23 protein-coding genes are annotated in these 18720 nt (G+C 37.6%); 20 read left to right on the top strand and 3 right to left on the bottom strand.

Annotated elements, in window-relative coordinates; all coding sequences use genetic code 11:
• Positions 1–367 precede the first annotated feature (367 nt).
• Positions 368–1330, bottom strand: coding sequence for a S8 family peptidase (locus AC6CH1_RS09300; protein ID WP_008403874.1), 963 nt, complete (start codon positions 1328–1330; stop codon positions 368–370).
• Positions 1331–1956: 626 nt separating this feature from the next.
• Between AC6CH1_RS09300 and AC6CH1_RS09295 the strand changes: the two genes are divergently transcribed.
• The 19 genes from AC6CH1_RS09295 (at position 1957) to AC6CH1_RS09205 (ending at position 15590) form a co-directional block, all read left to right on the top strand.
• The gene (locus tag AC6CH1_RS09295; RefSeq protein ID WP_498317245.1) at positions 1957–2397 is read left to right on the top strand and encodes an NUDIX hydrolase; all 441 of its coding nucleotides are present in this window, start codon (positions 1957–1959) and stop codon (positions 2395–2397) included.
• A 226-nt stretch (positions 2398–2623) separates the two neighbouring features.
• Complete coding sequence (locus tag AC6CH1_RS09290) at positions 2624–3589, top strand: quinone oxidoreductase family protein (RefSeq protein ID WP_498317244.1); 966 nt, start codon at positions 2624–2626, stop codon at positions 3587–3589.
• A gap of 14 nt (positions 3590–3603) precedes the next feature.
• Entirely contained in the window at positions 3604–4578 is a 975-nt protein-coding gene (locus AC6CH1_RS09285; protein ID WP_498317242.1) for a hypothetical protein, read from the top strand.
• Between the two features lie 119 nt (positions 4579–4697).
• A complete protein-coding gene (locus AC6CH1_RS09280) occupies positions 4698–5471 on the top strand; it encodes a GNAT family N-acetyltransferase (protein ID WP_498317241.1) in 774 nt (257 codons plus the stop codon).
• A 717-nt stretch (positions 5472–6188) separates the two neighbouring features.
• Positions 6189–6449, top strand: coding sequence for a metal-sensitive transcriptional regulator (locus tag AC6CH1_RS09275; protein WP_008404135.1), 261 nt, complete (start codon positions 6189–6191; stop codon positions 6447–6449).
• 30 nt (positions 6450–6479) lie between these two features.
• Entirely contained in the window at positions 6480–6977 is a 498-nt protein-coding gene (locus tag AC6CH1_RS09270) for a DsrE/DsrF/DrsH-like family protein (RefSeq protein WP_498317768.1), read from the top strand.
• 10 nt (positions 6978–6987) lie between these two features.
• Positions 6988–7329, top strand: coding sequence for a rhodanese-like domain-containing protein (locus AC6CH1_RS09265; RefSeq protein ID WP_251687245.1), 342 nt, complete (start codon positions 6988–6990; stop codon positions 7327–7329).
• A 13-nt stretch (positions 7330–7342) separates the two neighbouring features.
• Positions 7343–7639 carry a rhodanese-like domain-containing protein gene (locus AC6CH1_RS09260; protein WP_079527489.1) on the top strand — a complete coding sequence of 99 codons (297 nt, stop codon included), beginning with the start codon at positions 7343–7345 and terminating at the stop codon, positions 7637–7639.
• A 49-nt stretch (positions 7640–7688) separates the two neighbouring features.
• Complete coding sequence (locus AC6CH1_RS09255) at positions 7689–8249, top strand: sulfurtransferase TusA family protein (RefSeq protein ID WP_498317238.1); 561 nt, start codon at positions 7689–7691, stop codon at positions 8247–8249.
• Position 8250: 1 nt separating this feature from the next.
• Positions 8251–8646: a DsrE/DsrF/DrsH-like family protein gene (locus tag AC6CH1_RS09250; RefSeq protein WP_251687249.1), complete on the top strand. Its 396-nt coding sequence runs from the start codon at positions 8251–8253 to the stop codon at positions 8644–8646.
• Positions 8647–8690: 44 nt separating this feature from the next.
• Complete coding sequence (locus tag AC6CH1_RS09245) at positions 8691–9818, top strand: MBL fold metallo-hydrolase (protein ID WP_498317236.1); 1128 nt, start codon at positions 8691–8693, stop codon at positions 9816–9818.
• 125 nt (positions 9819–9943) lie between these two features.
• Positions 9944–10171 carry a sulfurtransferase TusA family protein gene (locus tag AC6CH1_RS09240; protein WP_251687253.1) on the top strand — a complete coding sequence of 76 codons (228 nt, stop codon included), beginning with the start codon at positions 9944–9946 and terminating at the stop codon, positions 10169–10171.
• Between the two features lie 143 nt (positions 10172–10314).
• A complete protein-coding gene (locus tag AC6CH1_RS09235; RefSeq protein ID WP_251687256.1) occupies positions 10315–11100 on the top strand; it encodes a sulfite exporter TauE/SafE family protein in 786 nt (261 codons plus the stop codon).
• A gap of 162 nt (positions 11101–11262) precedes the next feature.
• Positions 11263–12918, top strand: coding sequence for an alkaline phosphatase (locus AC6CH1_RS09230; protein WP_498317233.1), 1656 nt, complete (start codon positions 11263–11265; stop codon positions 12916–12918).
• Between the two features lie 132 nt (positions 12919–13050).
• Positions 13051–13563 carry a GNAT family N-acetyltransferase gene (locus tag AC6CH1_RS09225; protein WP_498317232.1) on the top strand — a complete coding sequence of 171 codons (513 nt, stop codon included), beginning with the start codon at positions 13051–13053 and terminating at the stop codon, positions 13561–13563.
• 26 nt (positions 13564–13589) lie between these two features.
• A complete protein-coding gene (locus AC6CH1_RS09220) occupies positions 13590–14159 on the top strand; it encodes a dihydrofolate reductase family protein (protein WP_498317230.1) in 570 nt (189 codons plus the stop codon).
• Between the two features lie 79 nt (positions 14160–14238).
• Positions 14239–14649: a hypothetical protein gene (locus AC6CH1_RS09215; RefSeq protein WP_251687264.1), complete on the top strand. Its 411-nt coding sequence runs from the start codon at positions 14239–14241 to the stop codon at positions 14647–14649.
• 133 nt (positions 14650–14782) lie between these two features.
• Positions 14783–14926, top strand: a complete 144-nt coding sequence (locus AC6CH1_RS09210) for a hypothetical protein (protein WP_251687266.1) — start codon at positions 14783–14785, stop codon at positions 14924–14926.
• 184 nt (positions 14927–15110) lie between these two features.
• Entirely contained in the window at positions 15111–15590 is a 480-nt protein-coding gene (locus AC6CH1_RS09205) for a GNAT family N-acetyltransferase (RefSeq protein ID WP_251687268.1), read from the top strand.
• 100 nt (positions 15591–15690) lie between these two features.
• Here the strand turns inward: AC6CH1_RS09205 and AC6CH1_RS09200 are convergent, their stop codons facing one another.
• Together AC6CH1_RS09200 and AC6CH1_RS09195 are read right to left on the bottom strand one after the other, a co-directional pair.
• Positions 15691–16116 carry a hypothetical protein gene (locus AC6CH1_RS09200; RefSeq protein WP_427709309.1) on the bottom strand — a complete coding sequence of 142 codons (426 nt, stop codon included), beginning with the start codon at positions 16114–16116 and terminating at the stop codon, positions 15691–15693.
• Between the two features lie 118 nt (positions 16117–16234).
• Entirely contained in the window at positions 16235–16786 is a 552-nt protein-coding gene (locus AC6CH1_RS09195) for a hypothetical protein (RefSeq protein ID WP_251687272.1), read from the bottom strand.
• Positions 16787–16998: 212 nt separating this feature from the next.
• Between AC6CH1_RS09195 and AC6CH1_RS09190 the strand changes: the two genes are divergently transcribed.
• Positions 16999–18615 (top strand): thiamine pyrophosphate-binding protein, encoded by a 1617-nt coding sequence (locus AC6CH1_RS09190; protein WP_498317228.1) that lies wholly within the window; start codon positions 16999–17001, stop codon positions 18613–18615.
• Positions 18616–18720 lie beyond the last annotated feature (105 nt).

Raw genomic sequence — 18720 nt, 5'->3', positions numbered from 1 at the left:
TCAATGTGATTCTATTTATATGTTACCTCCATTCAAATCGAGTGAATTGAGAAGTTCTTTTTAAAATGATATCTCAGAGCGTTATTTTCTAATAAAAATAGCGACAAACACTGAATTAACAGTGCTTGTCGCTGTTTGAAATGTTAACAAACTTTCATTTACGAACGGTTTAACCGATTTGTATGTGTTTTTTCAAGCAGTGTGTGAAGGCTATCTAAAAGATTGGCGTCTGTGAATGAAATGCTCTGATAGTATTGATTTCTGACTTCCTCATCTTTCTTTTCGTCATAATAAGGATCGATTTTCCTTATTAAAAAGTCTGACTTGGCCGTTTCCCATTCACAGTATAGCAAATTTAGTTTTTCCATTATATTTTCAACGCCTTTGCAGATAATTCTTGGTTGAACACCTCCGATAAGTATTTCTCTGTTGTTAAGTACAGCAATCCGTTGCCTTCGAGTTTTGGCGAGTTTCCTAAAGGAATGGTTCTCTTTATTAATTGTGCATACAGCTCAGTCTCTGTCAGATTTCGTTCAAAGTTTCTGTTGGCATTCACTTTTATGAGTGCAAGTGCACCGGATACATGCGGTGTTGCCATCGAAGTTCCGCTTAGTTTTGCATAAGTTCCGTTTAAATACGTTGAAAGGATTCCTTCACCAGGGGCTACTAAGTCGACTTCATTATTCGAATTTGAAAATTCAGAAGAACTGCGTTGCAGGTTAATGGATCCGACGCTGATGACTTCATTGTAGCAGGCGGGAAAGGCAAATTCATTTGAAGAACTCTGTCCATCTCCCTCATTACCAGCGGCACAAACTACTAGAATTTGATTAGTGATTGCATTTTGAATAGCCTGGTGTAACTCAGGTACATCGACAGAACCTCCGAGGCTCATGGAGATGATATCCACCTTTTGTTCAACTGCATAGTTAATACCATTTATGATCCAGTCGTATTGCCCTGATCCACTTTTATCAAGCACTTTTAAAATCAATAAACTTGCTTCAGGTGCAACACCAACTACTCCCGTGCCGTTATGAATTGCAGCAATTGTGCCAGCCACATGGGTTCCATGGCCATTATAATCGATGTATACATCAGGTTGTCCATCATCATCACGAGTGAAATTCCGTCCGCCGATAATACGCTCACTCAAATCAGGGTGGGTGACGTCGCAGCCTGTGTCCAATATTGCAACAGTGATTCCCTTCCCTTTAGAATTCTCCCAAATTTCTGGTGCTGCAATAAGTTCAATACCTTTTGGCACCACTTCGACCATTTCGACCACTTCATCCACTTGATATGGTAATAAGTGTAACTTTTTCTCCATTTGTATCCCTCCTGAAAGAATTAAGTTTTAAGTGTATTCATGGTAGTTGATAATAGTCTAACAATTCTGAATAATTATTAAAAGTTACAATAGATGTGTTTTTATCTGACTAACGGAATTTTAAAAGTGAAAATAGTATTGGTATCTATTAGTCAATCACGCATGATAAGGGGTCTCTGGGGGTTATGGGAAGTCGTGAGGCACTTCATCACGATAGGCAATTGTTCGTTTCCATGGCCCATTGTTATACCAGATTAAGCGGCTAGGCGTTGCTTCATTACTTAGCTAATGATTTAAAGGGGCAATTCGAGTATTATACAATTGATGGGAAAACCATTCCTACCGAAAATTTGAAAAATTACGATCCTGTGGAAAACACACATATAAGTATAGAATAATACATATTTCCATAAATTCAACGCGATTCTTCAGTAAGAAGATCGCTTTTTTCCGTTATAAGGCCAGATTGTTGAACAAGGTTTATAGAATGGTAATAATTGGTATGTTATATTATTAATAGGATATTGATTAAAGGTTCTATAACCGGGCGTATTTCTGCAGAAAAAAAGCGTCTACGAAATGAAATGGGCCAAGTGTTTAAAAGTAAAAATTTCAGGGGGTATTTTATGTTTGTAGTAAATGTAGAAGGGGCAATTCGTCGCGATGAGAAATGGCTTTTAATCTGCAGAAGCGAAAAGGAAGAGCATGCTGGTGGAGGTCTCTCATTAGTAGGAGGAAAGTGTGAAATTGAAGGTGCTTCGTCTGATATTCTGGAAAGAACATTAAAACGAGAAGTTTTTGAAGAAGTAGGTAGCGAAATTACAGGCATTAAATATGTAAATAGCTCCTCCTTCGTGACAGAATCAGGGATAAATGTGATCGATATTGTTTTCCTATGTCATCATAAATTTGGAGAACCTTACGCTAAAAGTACTGAAGAAGTGGATGATGTTATTTGGCTGACTACATCTGAGGTTCTTGCGCATACGGAACTACCTTTATTTCTAAAAGAAAACATTAAACTTGCAGAGAAAACACTACAAGGTAATTTGCAGATGAAATATTAGTTATACATATTCCATAATCGGGTGCAATTGTTGAAAAGAATTGTGCTTTTTACGTAATCGGGCCAAATTGTTGAGTAATAAAAATACGGAGCTGCTATATAAGGAGTATAGAGAATTGATTCCTTCAAAAGTTGTATGTTAATATTTCCCTTTTTATTTTACTATTTTACATATAACACCAAGGATGATTTAGTGGACTATATGTGAATTGAAATGGGGGAATTAGATGAAAGCTATTATTCAAAGGGAATTTGGAGATGCAAATGTCCTTTCATATCAGGATATTGAAATACCGAAAATTGGAGAAGGTGAATGTTTAATAAAGGTTTCATATACAAGTGTGAATTATGCAGACATAAAAAAACGGATTGGCAGTAAAGGAAAAGGAAATTTCCCTTTAATATTAGGACTAGATACTGCCGGGACAATCGTAGAGACTGCTCCTAACTCAAATTTTTCTATTGGAGATCGTGTAATTGCTTTTCCGAAAGGTGGTTCCTATAAGGAATATGTGCTTGCGAATGAAAAACTGATTTTTAAAATTCCGGACACCCTTTCTTTTGAACAAGCTGCTGCAATGCCGACTGTATCCATCCTGTCTTATATGCTTTTACATGAAATAGGGCAAGTAAAAGAAACAGATACAATTGTCATACATAGTGCGGCTGGCGGCGTAGGTTCGATGCTTGTACAATTAGCGAAAATCGCAGGAATCCAACATATCATTGGTACGGTAGGTAATATAGAAAAAGCAAAGTATGTTAAGAAACTTGGAGCTACCATGGTTTTCACGTATGAGACATTTGCAGAGGAAGTCCTAAAGGTAACAAATAATCAAGGGGCAAATCTTATTTTTGATTCAGTTGCAGGTCACGTAACAAGCAAGAGCCTAAATTGCTTAGCGTTATATGGCACTCTTGTGCAATTTGGGAATAGCAGTGGGGAAGTTGGTCAATTTAAAACAAGTGATGTCCATAACAGCTGTCGAAATATTAAAGGATTTAGCTTAGGTACCACGAGAGAGCATGATCCATTACGATTGGCACCTGTTGCTGAAAAAGTGATTAAACTCTTTAATTCAAAACAGCTTTCACTTCCAATTGCACAAATTTTTAGTTTAGAAGATGCTACAGCAGCACATCAATTGATAGAGAGCCGTAATTATGAAGGAAAAGTTTTACTGAAAGTATAATGGAGGGCAATTGATTGAATCAAATTGTTGATATTTCATCATTTAAACAAGCACAACAGTATGTTAATTTTGTAATCTTGTGGCCTTCTCATTTACCTAGTGGATGTTCTGTTCAAAATATTTCTCTAAAAAAAGAATCAAACTGTACTCGTTCGTCAATTCGTTTTGAGATTATAAGTAAAAATAGGGTAGTAAGAGTAAAGCAATTTTATTATGATTGGGGAATTCCTGTTGTCTATGCGGATACTAACCTTGTTACTCCAGGTGAATCTTTTGTGGTTAACGGGATTGTGGGATTTATAGGTGTCGATTACAAAGGAAATCGTGCGGCTTGTTATGCGAAGTGGTTCACGAACGTAGAATTATCCGTTTTAGAAGGAAAATTTGAAGATGAAGAAATGATTAAAGTCATTGAATCATTTACCCCACTGGATTCGTTTAGTATTGAACATTGGGGTAAAAAGTCATTTAGCTCAACGAGTTTTACGGCCAGATATGGAATGCCTAAGTGGGATGAAGATGAAATTTCCAGAGTGCAGTGGCATGAAAATAATTTTGACATCCGCAAAAGAACTATATTTCAAAATATTTATCTCCCTGCCTTTGAATATCAAGAATTTTTCCTGGATTCAATAGGACATAACCAAAATAATTTTGGTGTAGAAACGCATTTTCTATATAGATCAAAAATCAATTATACTGACGGCATTTGGTTATGGTTAGCCCCAGAGGAATTGATTGGCAAACTCTCCTATAAAGAAGGAGATAATATTGGTAAAAGACAAAGTTGGAATGTTAAAAAGAAAAACCTTTTAATAGGGAATATAGATATTACATTGTTTTTACATAAACAAAATACACAATATTATGGTTGGTATGCTCATTGGAAAATTGGAAAATATACTTATCAATTATATGTTCGCCCATCAGTAAATATTGATATAGATATGATAACTGGATTTATAAAGACATTAAAAGAAGTGGAATAAGTTATATCAAAATAAAACATAAAGCGATATTCACTAAATCAAAATTGCTAATTAAAACTTACTGGTATTCAACAATTGAGTAAATGGCACAATTTAATAAAATATAGAGGTGTGTACTTGTGATAATACTTAATCAAAGTGATTTTGAAAATTTAAAAAGTACTTTAAACAAAAGCAATATAACATGTCCGACTTTCGTATATTCAATTATGGATGGCTATATACAAGGAACAGTTTATGCAGACTCTAAATCTCCTAAGTCAGTTCTGATTGGAACAAATTCAGGTATTTATTTTGTGGGAGGAGAGGTAGATAACTTGGATTTTAATAAATTTCTCTTTGAACTGTATAGGCATAGGAAAAATAATAAATTACGATTCAGTTTATTTTCTACATCGGAAAAATGGAATTGTGCAATAATGAATCAGTTAAAGGATGAAATAAAGCAACTAAGCAGATTTTCTTTTGAACATACTGATAAAGAAATAGATAGAAAAGTGGCACTATCCAGTGAATATACTATAGAAAAAATAAACAAAGAAATAATAAAGAAAAGCTTGGAATTTAATGAAGATTACTATAAAGAATATTGGGGGTCCACGTCAAATTTTATTGAAAAGGGTTTTGGATTCTGTATTTTACATAATGAGAAAGTTATTAGTGAATGTTCTGCAATTTTTTCATCTCAAGAATTTGCAGAGATTGATATCATTACTCACAAAGATTATAGAGGAAAAGGATTAGCAGCTATAATCGCAACCGCATTTATAGAGTATTGTTTGGAAAGTAGTATCATTCCTAAATGGGACTGTGATGTATCAAATGATTCTTCTATAAAATTAGCAGGAAAATTAGGGTTTGTTACTCCTGTTAACTATTCAATTTTCGTTTAGAAGCATTAAACTAACTCCCTTTACAACAATTGAGCGCGATTCTTCAATAAGAAAATCGCGTTTTCCTGTATTATGAAGGTAAATAAATTCCCCAATTATATGAAATGGAAGTTAGGAGTTGAAGAAGGTGAACGATTTACAGCTAATATAACGATGCCTTCTGAAAAAAATATGCTTGTCTCAAGATTAGATAATGCAATTGCAAGAACTGCAAACAATGTATTTTGTGAAAGATGTCAGTAAAGGACATAAAAAAATAATTTATAAAAGAGCAAGAAGCACTGATAAAGTATACAAAATAAACCCAATAAACGTTCCTAAATGAAATATTGGAAATACACCGAAAAGCTATGAACACTGTTAAATCAGCATTCATAGCTTTTTTTATAGAACATTACCTAGGCAGTTTTTTATGCACGGAATATAAATATATATGAAGTAACGTAAGTTGAAAATGATAATATTTTTATATAAAAACCTTAGTTGAAAGTACTTCCTACTAATTTTAAAGTAAGGACTTACTAAGTGTTTATAAGCTGTGTAAAAAAAGGATTTCTTTTTCATTGACTTTATACCTAGTGGGGTATATTATAAGGGCAGAAATAGCCGACATACTGATGGCTATTCGGAAGCAATTTTACCGAAATTAAATGTTTGACATATACCCCAAGGGGTAGTATAGTGTGAGTAACAAATCATTTCAAAAGAGGTGAGCGTATGCAATATGATCCAAAAGTGTTGGCTCGTATGAAAAAGGTCGAAGGACAGCTTCGCGGCATTTTACGGATGATGGAAGAAGAAAAGGACTGCAAAGATGTGATTACACAACTAAGTGCTGTCCGCTCTGCTGTTGACCGTACAATTGGTGTGATCGTAACGGATAACTTAGTGGAGTGTCTTTCAAAAGAAGATGCTGAAACGATGGATAAAAATGCCATGGTTAAACAGGCAGTAGATTTACTAGTAAAAAGTCGATAAGGCTTTTTATTTTTAAAATATTATATACCTATAGGGGTAGGGGGACTTACATTGGAAAAGAAAAGAACAACAATCGTATTATTCAGCGGTGATTACGACAAGGCGATGGCCGCTTACATTATTGCAAACGGTGCGGCAGCATATGATCATGAAGTAACAATATTTCATACCTTCTGGGGTATCAATGCATTAAGAAAACAAGAACCGGTAGCGGTTAAAAAAGGTTTCCTTGAAAAAATGTTTGCCAAGATGATGCCACAAGGTGCAGAGAAATTAGGTTTATCAAAAATGCAAATGCTAGGCATGGGTCCTAAAATGATCAAGCACGTTATGAATAAGCATAATGCATTGACGTTGACACAGTTAATTGAAATGGCGCAGGAACAGGACATTAAGCTTGTGACATGTACAATGACAATGGATTTACTGGGACTTGAAAAAGAAGAATTACTGGACAGTATCGAGTATGCTGGTGTGGCCGCTTATTTGGCGGATGCTGAAGAAGGAAACGTAAACTTATTCATATAAGGGGTGACTTATGGAAACAATCTTATTAATCGCCGTAATCGCAGCATTTTTGTTCTGGCGTATAAAGCCGGCAAAAGGCGTCCATACGATGACAACGGCACAGCTTAAAACAGTGCTCAATGACAAAGATAAAGTATTTGTCGATGTACGGACACCTGCTGAGTATAAAGCGCGCAATGTGAAGCAGTTTAAAAATATCCCGCTTGGCTCCGATTTTTCGAAACTGCCAAAGGATAAGGAAATTGTTGTCATTTGCCAGAGCGGGATGCGTTCGAAACAGGCTTGTAATCAACTGAAAAAATTAGGCTATGAAAGAGTCACGAATGTACGTGGCGGCATGAGTGCATACTAAGGAGGAAAATGTAATGAAAACAATCTTACCAGAACAAGTTCAAGCAAAATTAGAAGCCGGCGAAGCAATTCATTTAATCGATGTTCGCGAAGTGGCGGAAGTAGAAGCAGGCCATATTCCAGGCGTTACACATATTCCATTAGGATTACTGGAATTCCGCATGCATGAATTGGATAAAAAAATCCCGTATATTATGGTTTGCCGTTCAGGTGGCCGCAGTGGTCAGGCAACAGCATTTCTGGAGTCACAAGGGTTTGATGTGACGAATATGACAGGCGGTATGCTTGAATGGAACGGCGAAGTAAAATAAAAAAATTTAAAATTAATTATACCCTTACTGGTATGAGTGGAGGAGAAAGATGATTAAATCAGACGTACAACTTGATGCAAAAGGTTTAGCTTGCCCAATGCCGATTGTGAAAACGAAAAAAGCGATGAATGACGTTGCAGAAGGACAAGTATTGGAAATTCAGGCAACAGACAAAGGCTCGGTAGCAGATTTAGCTGCATGGTCGAAAACAGTCGGCCACCAATATATCGGATCAAATGAAGTAAACGGTGTGTTTTTTCACTATATCCGTAAATGTAATCCGGAAATCAGTGAAGCAGCGGAAAAATCTTTTGAACAGACGATTTCAAATGAAGATGCTGTAAAAGAAGAAGGCATGATTCTAGATGTACGTGAAGCAGCAGAATACGCTTTCGGTCATATTCCCGGGGCAAAATCAATTCCGATGGGTGAATTGGCACAACGTATGAATGAACTGGACCAAGACCAAACTATTTATGTGATTTGCCGTACAGGTACACGCTCAGATATGGCAGCAAAACAACTGGCTGAAGCTGGATTTACAAAAGTATACAACGTCTTGCCTGGAATGACAGGTTATGAAGGCGAATTACAGAAAGAGGTAGAGTAATATGACAAACAAAGTAGCAATCATCGCAGCAAACGGCGGTTTATTCGATGCATATAAAGTATTCAATATCGCAACGGCAGCAGCAGCTTCTGATAAGGAAGTAGAAATTTTCTTCACATTCGAAGGCTTAAACTTAATCCACAAGCAAGGTATGCATGCACTTGAAATGCCTGCAGGTAAAGAACATTTTGCGGAAGGTTTTGCCAATGCAAATGTACCGGCAATCCCGCAATTAGTAGAAATGGCACAGGATTTAGGTGTGAAATTCATCGCTTGTCAAATGACAATGGACGTAATGGGTCTGACAAAAGAAGATTTCGTAGATGGTATTGAAGTAGGCGGTGCGGTTACATTCCTTGAATACGCGAAGGATGCAGCACCAACGTTAACGTTTTAATAGAAAAAATTTTAAACAAAAATATACCTACGGGGGTAATTTAGATGACAGTAACAGCATGGACAGCCGCACAAGTGGCGCGTAAAGTAATTGAAAACAAAGAATTGTTTATTTTAGATGTTCGTAATGAAGACGCATTTAAAGACTGGAAAATTGACGGTCACAAATTCGAGTACTTAAACATTCCTTACTTCGATTTATTAGACGGTGTAGAAGAAATTTTACCACAAATCCCAACAGACAAAGAGGTATTGGTTGTATGTGCGAAAGAAGGCTCTTCTATCATGGTCGCAGAAATGATAGCTGAAGCAGGTCGTGAAGTAGCTTACCTTGAAGGCGGTATGAAATCTTGGTCAATGTACCTTGAGCCAATTAAAGTCGGCGATTTAGCAAACGGCGGTGAACTATACCAGTTCGTACGTTTAGGAAAAGGCTGTCTTTCTTACATGGCGATTTCTGAAGGCGAAGCGGCGATTATCGACGCAGTACGTTTCACAGAAGTATTCACGAAGTTCGCTGAAGAAAAAGGTGTTGAGATTAAACACGTTTTCGATACACACTTACACGCTGACCACATTTCTGGTGGTCGTCACATCGCTGCAGCTACTGGTGCAACATACTACTTACCACCTAAAGATGCAGAAGAAGTGGTATTTGACTACGCACCACTTGAAGACGGTTTAAAAGTACAATTAGGTGCTTCTGAAATCGAAGTAGGCGCACTTTATTCACCTGGTCACACAATCGGTTCAACATCATTTGTCATCGACGGTAAATACTTATTAACAGGTGATATCTTATTCATCGATTCAATCGGTCGTCCAGACTTAGCAGGACTTGCTGAAGACTGGGTTGGAGACTTACGCGAAACATTATATTCTCGCTACCGCACATTAGCAGAAGACTTAATCGTGTTACCAGCTCACTTTATGATCATTGACGAGCTGAACGAAGACGGAACAGTAGCAAAACGCCTTGGTGATTTATTTGCTGAAAACCACGGTTTAAACGTGGAAGACGAAGCAGAATTCCGCTCAATGGTAACAGATAACTTACCACCACAGCCAAACGCTTACCAAGAAATTCGCCACGTTAACATGGGCAAAATTACACCTGATAACGACGAGCAAACGGAAATGGAGATCGGTCCTAACCGTTGCGCAGTACGCTAATTGAAAGCTGGAAATTGAAATGTTAAACCTATGTGTGTCTCACGCTCAAGAGGCACGCAACCGTGTTACACGGGAAACTTATAGATCGCTTACAACAAACAAATTTAAGAATAGAGGAATTTCAAATGAATATTACACAAACATTAGATGCAAAAGGTTTAGCATGTCCAATGCCAATCGTAAAAACGAAAAAGGCAATCGATAAAATTAACTCTGGTGAAGTACTAGAAGTATTAGTAACGGATAAAGGTGCTTTAAATGATTTCAAAGCATGGGCAGGTGCAGGCGGCCACTCTATAGTAGAACAAAAAGAAGAAGCGGGCGTTCTGTACTTCTATATTCAAAAAGCATAAAAAAATAGCGGATAGAGACTGATTCTATCCGCTTTATCTTTATTCAGCGGGTGTAGATCACGCCCGTTGAATAAAGATAGGCCCCGGTTGAAGTAACAAATTCAGCTTAGGCATAATTGAATTTTTTGAAAGAAGGAAAATATATGGAAATCGATTTATCATTGATGTATATAGCGGTCATATTTGGACTTGGCTTTATCGGCTCGTTTCTTTCAGGCATGCTCGGTGTCGGCGGTTCGATCATCAAATACCCGATGCTGCTTTACATTCCGCCAATGTTCGGTTTAGTCGCATTTACCGCACATGAAGTTTCCGGCATCAGCGCCGTTCAAGTGTTATTCGCCTCGATTGCAGGGGTTTGGGCTTACCGGAAAAGCGGGTTACTAAACAAGGATCTTATTTTGTATATGGGTGCCGCGATTTTGGTCGGCAGCTTTATCGGCAGTTACGGTTCCGGATTTTTATCTGAAGATGCCGTCAATATTGTGTACGGACTACTCGCTGCCATTGCGGCTATCATGATGCTGATTCCAAAGAAAACAGTTGAAGAGCAAACAGAAATTACATTCAACAAAGTACTGGCGAGCTCCCTTGCGCTAATTGTCGGAGTAGGTTCCGGAATTGTCGGGGCAGCAGGCGGATTTTTACTCGTTCCGATTATGCTGACGGTGCTGAAAATTCCAACGCGCATCACGATTGCAACAAGTTTGGCCATTACGTTCATCTCATCAATCGGCGGCAGTATCGGCAAAGTGATGACTGGCCAAGTAGAATATTGGCCGGCTTTCATCATGATTATTGCAAGTATTATCGCGGCCCCGCTTGGGGCAAAGGTCGGACAGAAAATGAATGTTAAAATCCTGCAATGGCTCCTTGCGATTATGATCGGTGCCACAGCTATTAAAATTTGGGTAGATATTTTACAATAATAATAGACTAGAAAGAGGGGAGCGTCAGTTTAAGCTCCTCTCTTTTTGCATTTTCACAATGGCTCAATACATCTTTACAAATCTAGCATTCCAGATTTACAAAAGAACTTTACAATGAAATCGAATTACAAATTAGCGGTTGCTTAGGAGGATATTTCATTGATGAAGAACAAGAAAAAATGGTTTACTTATGCACTTGCAGGGACAGTAGCAGTATCATCAGTATCTGTTATGCAGTTCAATTCAGAGGCTGAAGCAAAACAGGCGAAAAAGGATCCGACAAATGTCATCATGCTTGTGATGGACGGTTCCAGCAATAATGCGGTATCGCTGGCACGCTGGTACAAAGGCGAGAGTCTCGCAATGGATGAAATTTTAACAGGTGGTGTGACAACACACTCGGCCGAATCAGCGATTACAGACTCGGCACCGGCTGGAACGGCTCTCGCTACGGGTCACAAATCAAACAGCGGGTATGTAGGGGTACTGCCATCCGTAGTTGATATGCCGGGCGTAGAAGGAAACCCCGACAATGCATTTAAACCAGTTGCAAATGTGTTAGAAGGAGCAAAACAACTGGGCAAGGCTACAGGAATCGTGTCAACTTCTGAAATTCAGCATGCGACACCTGCCAGTTTCTCTTCCCACGTAACGTCCCGCAGCAACTATGACGATATCGGTGAGCAGCAAGTGTATCAAAATATGGATGTGATACTTGGCGGTGGATATGATTACTTAAAATCAGAAAACCGGAAAGATGGCGAAAATCTAGTTAGTGTGATTGAAGAGAAAGGATATGACCTCATTACGACACGTGATGAGTTATTAACAACTAAATCCGATAAAATTTACGGAAGTTTTGCCGGTAGTTCTTTAGCATATGAACTAGATCGTACGAAAACAAATCCAAATGAGCCTTCGTTAGCAGAAATGACGTCTACAGCGATTAATACGCTGAACAAAGACAAAGACGGGTTCTTCCTGATGATCGAAGGCAGTAAAATCGACTGGGCAGCCCATGCGAATGATCCGATTGGAATGGTCACAGATATTTTGTCGTTCGATGATGCGGTAAATGAAGCGCTGAAATTTGCGAAGAAAGACAAAAATACGATGGTTATAGCTGTAACAGACCACGGCAACAGCGGGATTACGATTGGTAATGAAAACACAAATTCTACATATGACAAAATTAATATCTCCAATTATATTAACCCATTGAAGAAGGCAACGATGACAGTCGAAGGAGCACTCAGCCACTTAAAGCCAGATCGTTCGAATTTAGTGGAAGTAGCGAAACTATATGGACTGGATCATTTAACTGCAGAGGAAACGGCTGCCCTGAATGCAACAGAAACGAAGAAGCTTGCCGGTACATTCGTCAATCTTTTATCAAAACGTGCGGATTTAGGATACACTACTGGAGGACATACAGGCGATGACGTATTCCTGTACTCTTATGGACCAAAACGCATTTCCGGACTAGTAGATAATACTGATTTAGCAAAAGAAATGGCCAACTTCATGGGCATTAAGTTAGATAAATTAACAAAAGATCTTTACGCTAACGCAGAAGCAGCACTGAATGGCAAAGGAATGACGACTACAATCGACCTTTCGGATAAGGAAAATGCGGTACTTGTAGTGAAGAAAGGCACGACTACTTTTGAAATCCCTGAAAATAAGGATGTTATCATTAAAAAAACAACGGATAAATCAGGCAAAGAGACTACAAATGAAATACAGACAAATACAATCAGCGTATATAATGAAAGTGGTTTCTATATTTCAAAAGAAACAATCAATAAACTGAAATAAACACTAAAATAATCCTCGCCAGCTTATGTGGTGAGGATTTTTTACTGAACGTTTTGGAATCGTGCGCCTATAAAGGGAATCATTCGTGCAATGTCGAAACTAGCTACTAGTAATGATTATGGGGGTTACGTAATGCGCATTGAAACAGAACGATTGCTGATACGAAAATTTGAACCGAATGATTTACAGGCGGTATATGAATATACATCCGATGCCAATGTCATGCAATATATACCTGAAGGGGTTTTTACAGATGAAGCCGCTCAACAATTTATTCAACAAAATATGGGGAGTGAGGCGGATAAATTCGCTGTCGTATTGAAAGGTGAAAATATGTTAATTGGCCACATCTTTTTCGGTAAATATTTTGGAGAGCATACTTACGAAATTGGCTGGGTATTCAACCCGAAATTTTATAATAAAGGATATGCTACTGAAGCGGCTCACGCAATGTTACAATATGCCTTTGAAGAAATGAAACTACATAGAGTAATCGCAACTTGCCAGCCGCAAAATCCGCCATCGTATCGTGTAATGGAGAAGATCGGCATGAGAAGGGAAGGGTATTTCAAAAAATGCATTCCAAACGGGGATGAGTGGTGGGATGAATACTACTACGCGATTTTAGGTGAAGAGTGGAAGTAAGCTGCATTAAAAAAGGAGAGAAGATTATGGCAGATCATACAACTAAGAGAAAAGTAATTTTAGATTTGGCAATTACTTTAGATGGATTGATTGAAGGAAAGAACGGTGAAATAGATTGGTGCATTATGGATCCGGAAATGAACTTTAACGATTTTTTGAATCAAGTAGATACAATTTTTTACGGCAGAAAAAGCTACGACTTATGGGGACAATTTATTCCTGAAGAAGGGGGCTCCGAAACTGACAAAGAGATGTGGGATTTGGTTCATAGTAAAGAGAAATATGTGTTTTCCAGAACTCAAAACGGGACCGGTCAAAAAGCAATATTTATAAATGATAACATCCGTGAAGAAGTGATTAAATTAAAGAACAAACCTGGTAAAGATATTTGGCTATATGGCGGAGCAAGCCTCATTACAACTTTTATCAATTTAGGGCTTGTTGACGAATTTAGATTATCCATTCATCCAGTCGTACTGGGAGAAGGCAAACCGCTGTTTATCGATATTCAAGAGAGGTTAAATTTAAAAGTCGTGAATACAAAAACATTCTCTTCCGGTGTTGTACAAATCATTTATCATTATGAGGGGAACTAATCGCATCGTAAATTACAGGTGACAGACTTGAATCAGTAAGCTGAAGAGGTTCTGAAATGGTCCAAAAGGAGATTTACTATTGATCAAACAAATTGCAGTTATATTGTTGACTTTACTAATGATAACCGGTTGTAATAATAGCGATATGATACGAAATACAGAAATTGAAAAAAGACTGCATTCATCGATTATTATGGTATCCGATAATAGTACCAGCAAAACCTATCTAAACACATTTGAAGATTTTGAATGGGACAAGGCGTTTTTAGTTCAGCCATATACGACACAGGCAGGTATAGAAGAACAGACCGGCGTTAAATTCACTGATCCAAGCAACATTGGTTCAAGAGATGATATTTATCTATTGGTTTTTGTCAAGGAGGATAAAGCTGTTCAGTATGCAGAAATTGAACGTTTACATACCACTTTTTCTTTAGGCGATAAAGAGTACCTTGAGCCTTCAGATGATGTAATCTATATTGAAAGATAATCCCAAAAAATGCATTTAAAATTATGTTGATAAATAGGTTGCTTTCCTAAAAGAAAGGGTATATGATTTACTACAGTTTTGGATAAATAAGAAGTGAATCTTCTTCAAAATTATGTAGTAAAGGAGTGTAGTAATGGAGATTGGTGTAAAAGCAAAAAAAGAAGTTAAACCTAGGCTTAAAATTAACAATGCGGATTTCTTCTGGTTTTTCTTTTTTGTTGCGCTACCCTTTATTTCTATAGTTTATTCGATCGCTGAATTTCTTTACAAGAATTGAATTCTCGTCATTCACCAAGCATTACTATACAAGGCATCTGCTAAGTGATTTTGAGATTAAATAAATATGACTTGAAAGAACATTTTTCTGATATATGGAAAGTGTTCTTTTTTGAATTTACTTTATTTTACAAAATATGTATAATTATAATTATATATTTATATTTATTAGAAGGGGTGTTAATTTGAAAGTTGAAATGAATATTGAACCAGCAAAAGCGGTGAAAGTGATCCATCAAGCGTTCAAGCGTTACGAAACAGATCCTCAACCTTCCAGTGCTTTAAATGAAACAGCAGATTCCATTATTACTGAGGTAAAACAAGGGACGGAAATGTTCGGGGTATACGATAACGATGAATTAATAGCACTCGTGAAATGCATTTTAAATGATGAGTTTATTTATTTTTCAAGATTGTCTGTGTTACCTAAGAACCAAGGGAAGGGCGTAGCAACTAACTTGGTGAAATATTTAGAAAGCTATGCTGTGCAAAATAATATATTTGTTTCAAAATGCAAAGTTCGAAAAAGTGAAAAGAATAATATCGCGCTTTATTCAAAAATGGGATATAAAATCGTGAAGGAAGAAATCATCATTAATAAAAATGGTGATGAAATTCCAGCTGTAACTATGCAAAAGAATCTCCAAATACATAATATAATGTAAAGATAATTTAATAAAAAAAGAACTCGATTCCGTTTATTCGAAATCGAGTTTTATTTTGCATTACCGATATGAAGCTGTCGCTATAGACTGACAAGGTTGACTAATTCTGGTTATACAATTCCTTATATAGAACATATTTTAGCGCAGAAATTTCATCTTCTGACAGCGTACCTTCCATTTCAGAAACTACTTCATCGATACTAATTGAACCGTTTTGCGCCTGCTCCTGAATCGTTAGTAAACGATTAATGCCAACTTTTTTGATTAACAGACGAGTTGCTTCTTCCTTCGTTTGGAAGGGAAGAGAATCGGGATTCGTAGTTGCTGCTTCGTTTACGATTTCCTGAAGCTTCGGATCTTTTGCAATATAGGATTTCACTTCTTCTTTATCTTCATCATTTAAATTAGCTTCTACTTGTTCGACGATTTTTTCGGAAGCGATATTTGTCCCAAAATGCCACACAGCATAACCGGCTGCTCCAAGTAAAACAAGAATAATTACAGTAATAGTTAAAAATTTCTTCATCGAATCACTCCTGACAATTTGAATATAGCACAACCTCTAAAAAATCACGAAGGAAAAATGTTTCTATTGTTTGTTTAGGTAAGGTTTTTATCTATGTATTTATTTAAGGAATAAGTATTTAATATTTATCTGTTTCAAAAAAAGGTTCAATACCTATTTCTTTTAATAAGTATTTCATAGGGCTATTTTTACCTGCTAAATGTTTTTTAGGAATTAATATTTCTTGTCTTACTCGATTAATAGTAGTGGAGTTGATTTCAGGAAACCAATCTTCATAACTAATCCCTCTATCTTGTTCAATTTTAATTAAACAGTCTACTATTTCTTCAAACATATAAGGAAATTCTTTTTCTATCTGCTCGTGATGCTCTAAAAGGGCTTGAAGATAATCTTCAAAGTAATAAAACTGACTTTTATTTAGAGGGTAACGCTGATTTATATTTTCCTCCCACTCCTTTACGGGCATAAAAACCTGACAAAATTTTGTTTCCCAAGTTCCCAGCATACAAGTAAAGGCGGTAATCGAATATTTTCTAGTTTCAAAATCTTCGTCTGCAAAATATTTATAAAACTCTTCCTCATACTCGCCATAACAACCGCTAGTATGATAATAGCCTATTTCAAAACCTTTCAAGCCACGTTTCGCTTGCTCGATAATATGATTTGCCACAATTACTTCCTCCTCAAGATGTCTTTTCTAAATGTTCACTCATTATATATTACTTGATAAAATTTCCCAACGCGATAGTACATAACCTGTATTTTAAAAAAAGGAAGATTAACTCGAATGATTTAGGGAAAGTTAAAAAAGATGAACAAAAAATATAAATTAGACTTTATAACTGGCAGGTTAGGAAGGTCTATCAAGGAGGTTCATATGTCATGGGGAAAACAGAGCGAACAGTTTCAGAATTAATGCTCGATCAATTGTATATGTTCGGTGTACGACGGATATATGGGGTAGTAGGTGATGCGACATTCGGACTCATCGATGCACTGGCAAAGCAGGATAAAATTAAGTACGTTGCTGTCAAACATGAGTCGACAGCTGCTTTTATGGCTTCAGCAGAAGCTAAACTCACTGGTGGCCTTGGTGTTTGTACCGCCACAATGGGACCTGGTGCAGCAAATCTTATAAATGGACTTGGTGATGCGCATGCAGACAGAGCGCCTGTACTTGCGATCACTGGTCAGGCCGAAAGTAGTAAAATCGGTACGGAATATCCGCAATATATTGACCAGCAGGAGCTTGTGAAGCCTTTTGCTGCATATTCTGCAAATCTGGCACACCCAGATGCGACGATTGAAGTTCTGCAAAAAGCAGCACGGACATCTCTCGGACAGAGGGTTGTTACTCATATCTCGATACCAAAGGATATTTTAATGATGCCTGCTAAAGGGGAACCGCGTCGATTACCTGACGTAATAGAAGGTACTTCCAGCTTTACTAATGAAAGTCTGAAACACGCAGCAGACATTATGAGAACGGCCAAGCGACCGATGATTCTGGCTGGTTTAGGTGCCACTTCTGTCTCAGCAGATTTGGAAAAACTGGCGGATTTATGGGGAGCCGGGATTCTTACAAGTTTAGGCGGAAAAGGTTTGTTTGATGAGTCTTCTCCACTTGTTTTACAAGGGATTGGTGAAGGCGGGAATCCTTATGCTGCTGATGTATTTAAACAGGCAGATGTAGTACTTCTTGCGGGCACGACTTGGTGGCCGGAAGGGTTTGTGCCAACGGATGCTCGAATTATTCAGATTGACCGCCAATTTGATAAGTTTGTAAAAGAAATTCCTACAGAACTTGGAATTATGGGAAAAACAGAAGAAGTTATTCCAATATTAACGGAGAGTCTGCAAGAATTTATCCGCTCTGAGGATTGGGTAGCCCATTTACAGCAAGCAAAAGAAAAATGGGCAGCGCAAAATGAGGAAGAGGGCAATACTCAAGGTTATCCTGTTCATCCTTCCCGAATTATCCGCGCCATCGACCGAACAGTAGCGCCGGATGCTATTCTCGCACTGGATACGGGGGATAATACGGTATGGACGAATCGTAACTTCAAACAAAAAGATCTATCTGTATTATTTTCCGGTTACTGGCGGACAATGGGCTTCGGTCTTCCAGCAGCGATGGCCGCCAAGCTCATCAAGCCAGAAAAACAAGTAGTTGCGATTGTAGGCGACGGAGGTCTTCAAATGGTGCTTGCAGATCTATTGACAGCAACCCGCTATGAACTGGATATTACAGTCGTTGTCTTAAATAATGAAAGTCTGCAAATGGAAAGGGATAAGCTGAAAGTTGCGAAAAAGAAAGAAGTAGGAGTGGATTTAACGAACCCTGATTTTGTGAAATTGGCAGAAGCTTGCGGTTGGAAAGGATTACGACCTGCTTCAGATACCGAGCTGGAGTCCATAATGGAAGAAGCACTTAATACAAAGGGACCTACACTGGTGGATATCAGCACAGCCCAAGTATTTTTCCCGGAAACACAATAAAAATGAGCACAATGGATTTAATCGAAGAATAAAATCCGTAACTGTTTAAAGTAAATCATACAGGGTATTTAAAAAATGTAACAATTTTTGTGTAGGAAAATCTTT

It is taken from the genome of Solibacillus sp. GQ1, assembly GCF_059758555.1.
Note: the sequence above shows the minus strand (reverse complement) of the source record. Positions and strands in the feature narration are given on the sequence as shown.

Coding starts and splice junctions, on each gene's coding strand:
- AC6CH1_RS09190 (WP_498317228.1), top strand. CDS start 16,999: ATGGGGAAAACAGAGCGAACAGTTTCAGAATTAATGCTCGATCAATTG.
- AC6CH1_RS09265 (WP_251687245.1), top strand. CDS start 6,988: ATGGAAACAATCTTATTAATCGCCGTAATCGCAGCATTTTTGTTCTGG.
- AC6CH1_RS09290 (WP_498317244.1), top strand. CDS start 2,624: ATGAAAGCTATTATTCAAAGGGAATTTGGAGATGCAAATGTCCTTTCA.
- AC6CH1_RS09210 (WP_251687266.1), top strand. CDS start 14,783: ATGGAGATTGGTGTAAAAGCAAAAAAAGAAGTTAAACCTAGGCTTAAA.
- AC6CH1_RS09300 (WP_008403874.1), bottom strand. CDS start 1,330: ATGGAGAAAAAGTTACACTTATTACCATATCAAGTGGATGAAGTGGTC.
- AC6CH1_RS09275 (WP_008404135.1), top strand. CDS start 6,189: ATGCAATATGATCCAAAAGTGTTGGCTCGTATGAAAAAGGTCGAAGGA.
- AC6CH1_RS09260 (WP_079527489.1), top strand. CDS start 7,343: ATGAAAACAATCTTACCAGAACAAGTTCAAGCAAAATTAGAAGCCGGC.
- AC6CH1_RS09230 (WP_498317233.1), top strand. CDS start 11,263: ATGAAGAACAAGAAAAAATGGTTTACTTATGCACTTGCAGGGACAGTA.
- AC6CH1_RS09235 (WP_251687256.1), top strand. CDS start 10,315: ATGGAAATCGATTTATCATTGATGTATATAGCGGTCATATTTGGACTT.
- AC6CH1_RS09255 (WP_498317238.1), top strand. CDS start 7,689: ATGATTAAATCAGACGTACAACTTGATGCAAAAGGTTTAGCTTGCCCA.
- AC6CH1_RS09295 (WP_498317245.1), top strand. CDS start 1,957: ATGTTTGTAGTAAATGTAGAAGGGGCAATTCGTCGCGATGAGAAATGG.
- AC6CH1_RS09225 (WP_498317232.1), top strand. CDS start 13,051: ATGCGCATTGAAACAGAACGATTGCTGATACGAAAATTTGAACCGAAT.
- AC6CH1_RS09200 (WP_427709309.1), bottom strand. CDS start 16,116: ATGAAGAAATTTTTAACTATTACTGTAATTATTCTTGTTTTACTTGGA.
- AC6CH1_RS09250 (WP_251687249.1), top strand. CDS start 8,251: ATGACAAACAAAGTAGCAATCATCGCAGCAAACGGCGGTTTATTCGAT.
- AC6CH1_RS09220 (WP_498317230.1), top strand. CDS start 13,590: ATGGCAGATCATACAACTAAGAGAAAAGTAATTTTAGATTTGGCAATT.
- AC6CH1_RS09240 (WP_251687253.1), top strand. CDS start 9,944: ATGAATATTACACAAACATTAGATGCAAAAGGTTTAGCATGTCCAATG.
- AC6CH1_RS09245 (WP_498317236.1), top strand. CDS start 8,691: ATGACAGTAACAGCATGGACAGCCGCACAAGTGGCGCGTAAAGTAATT.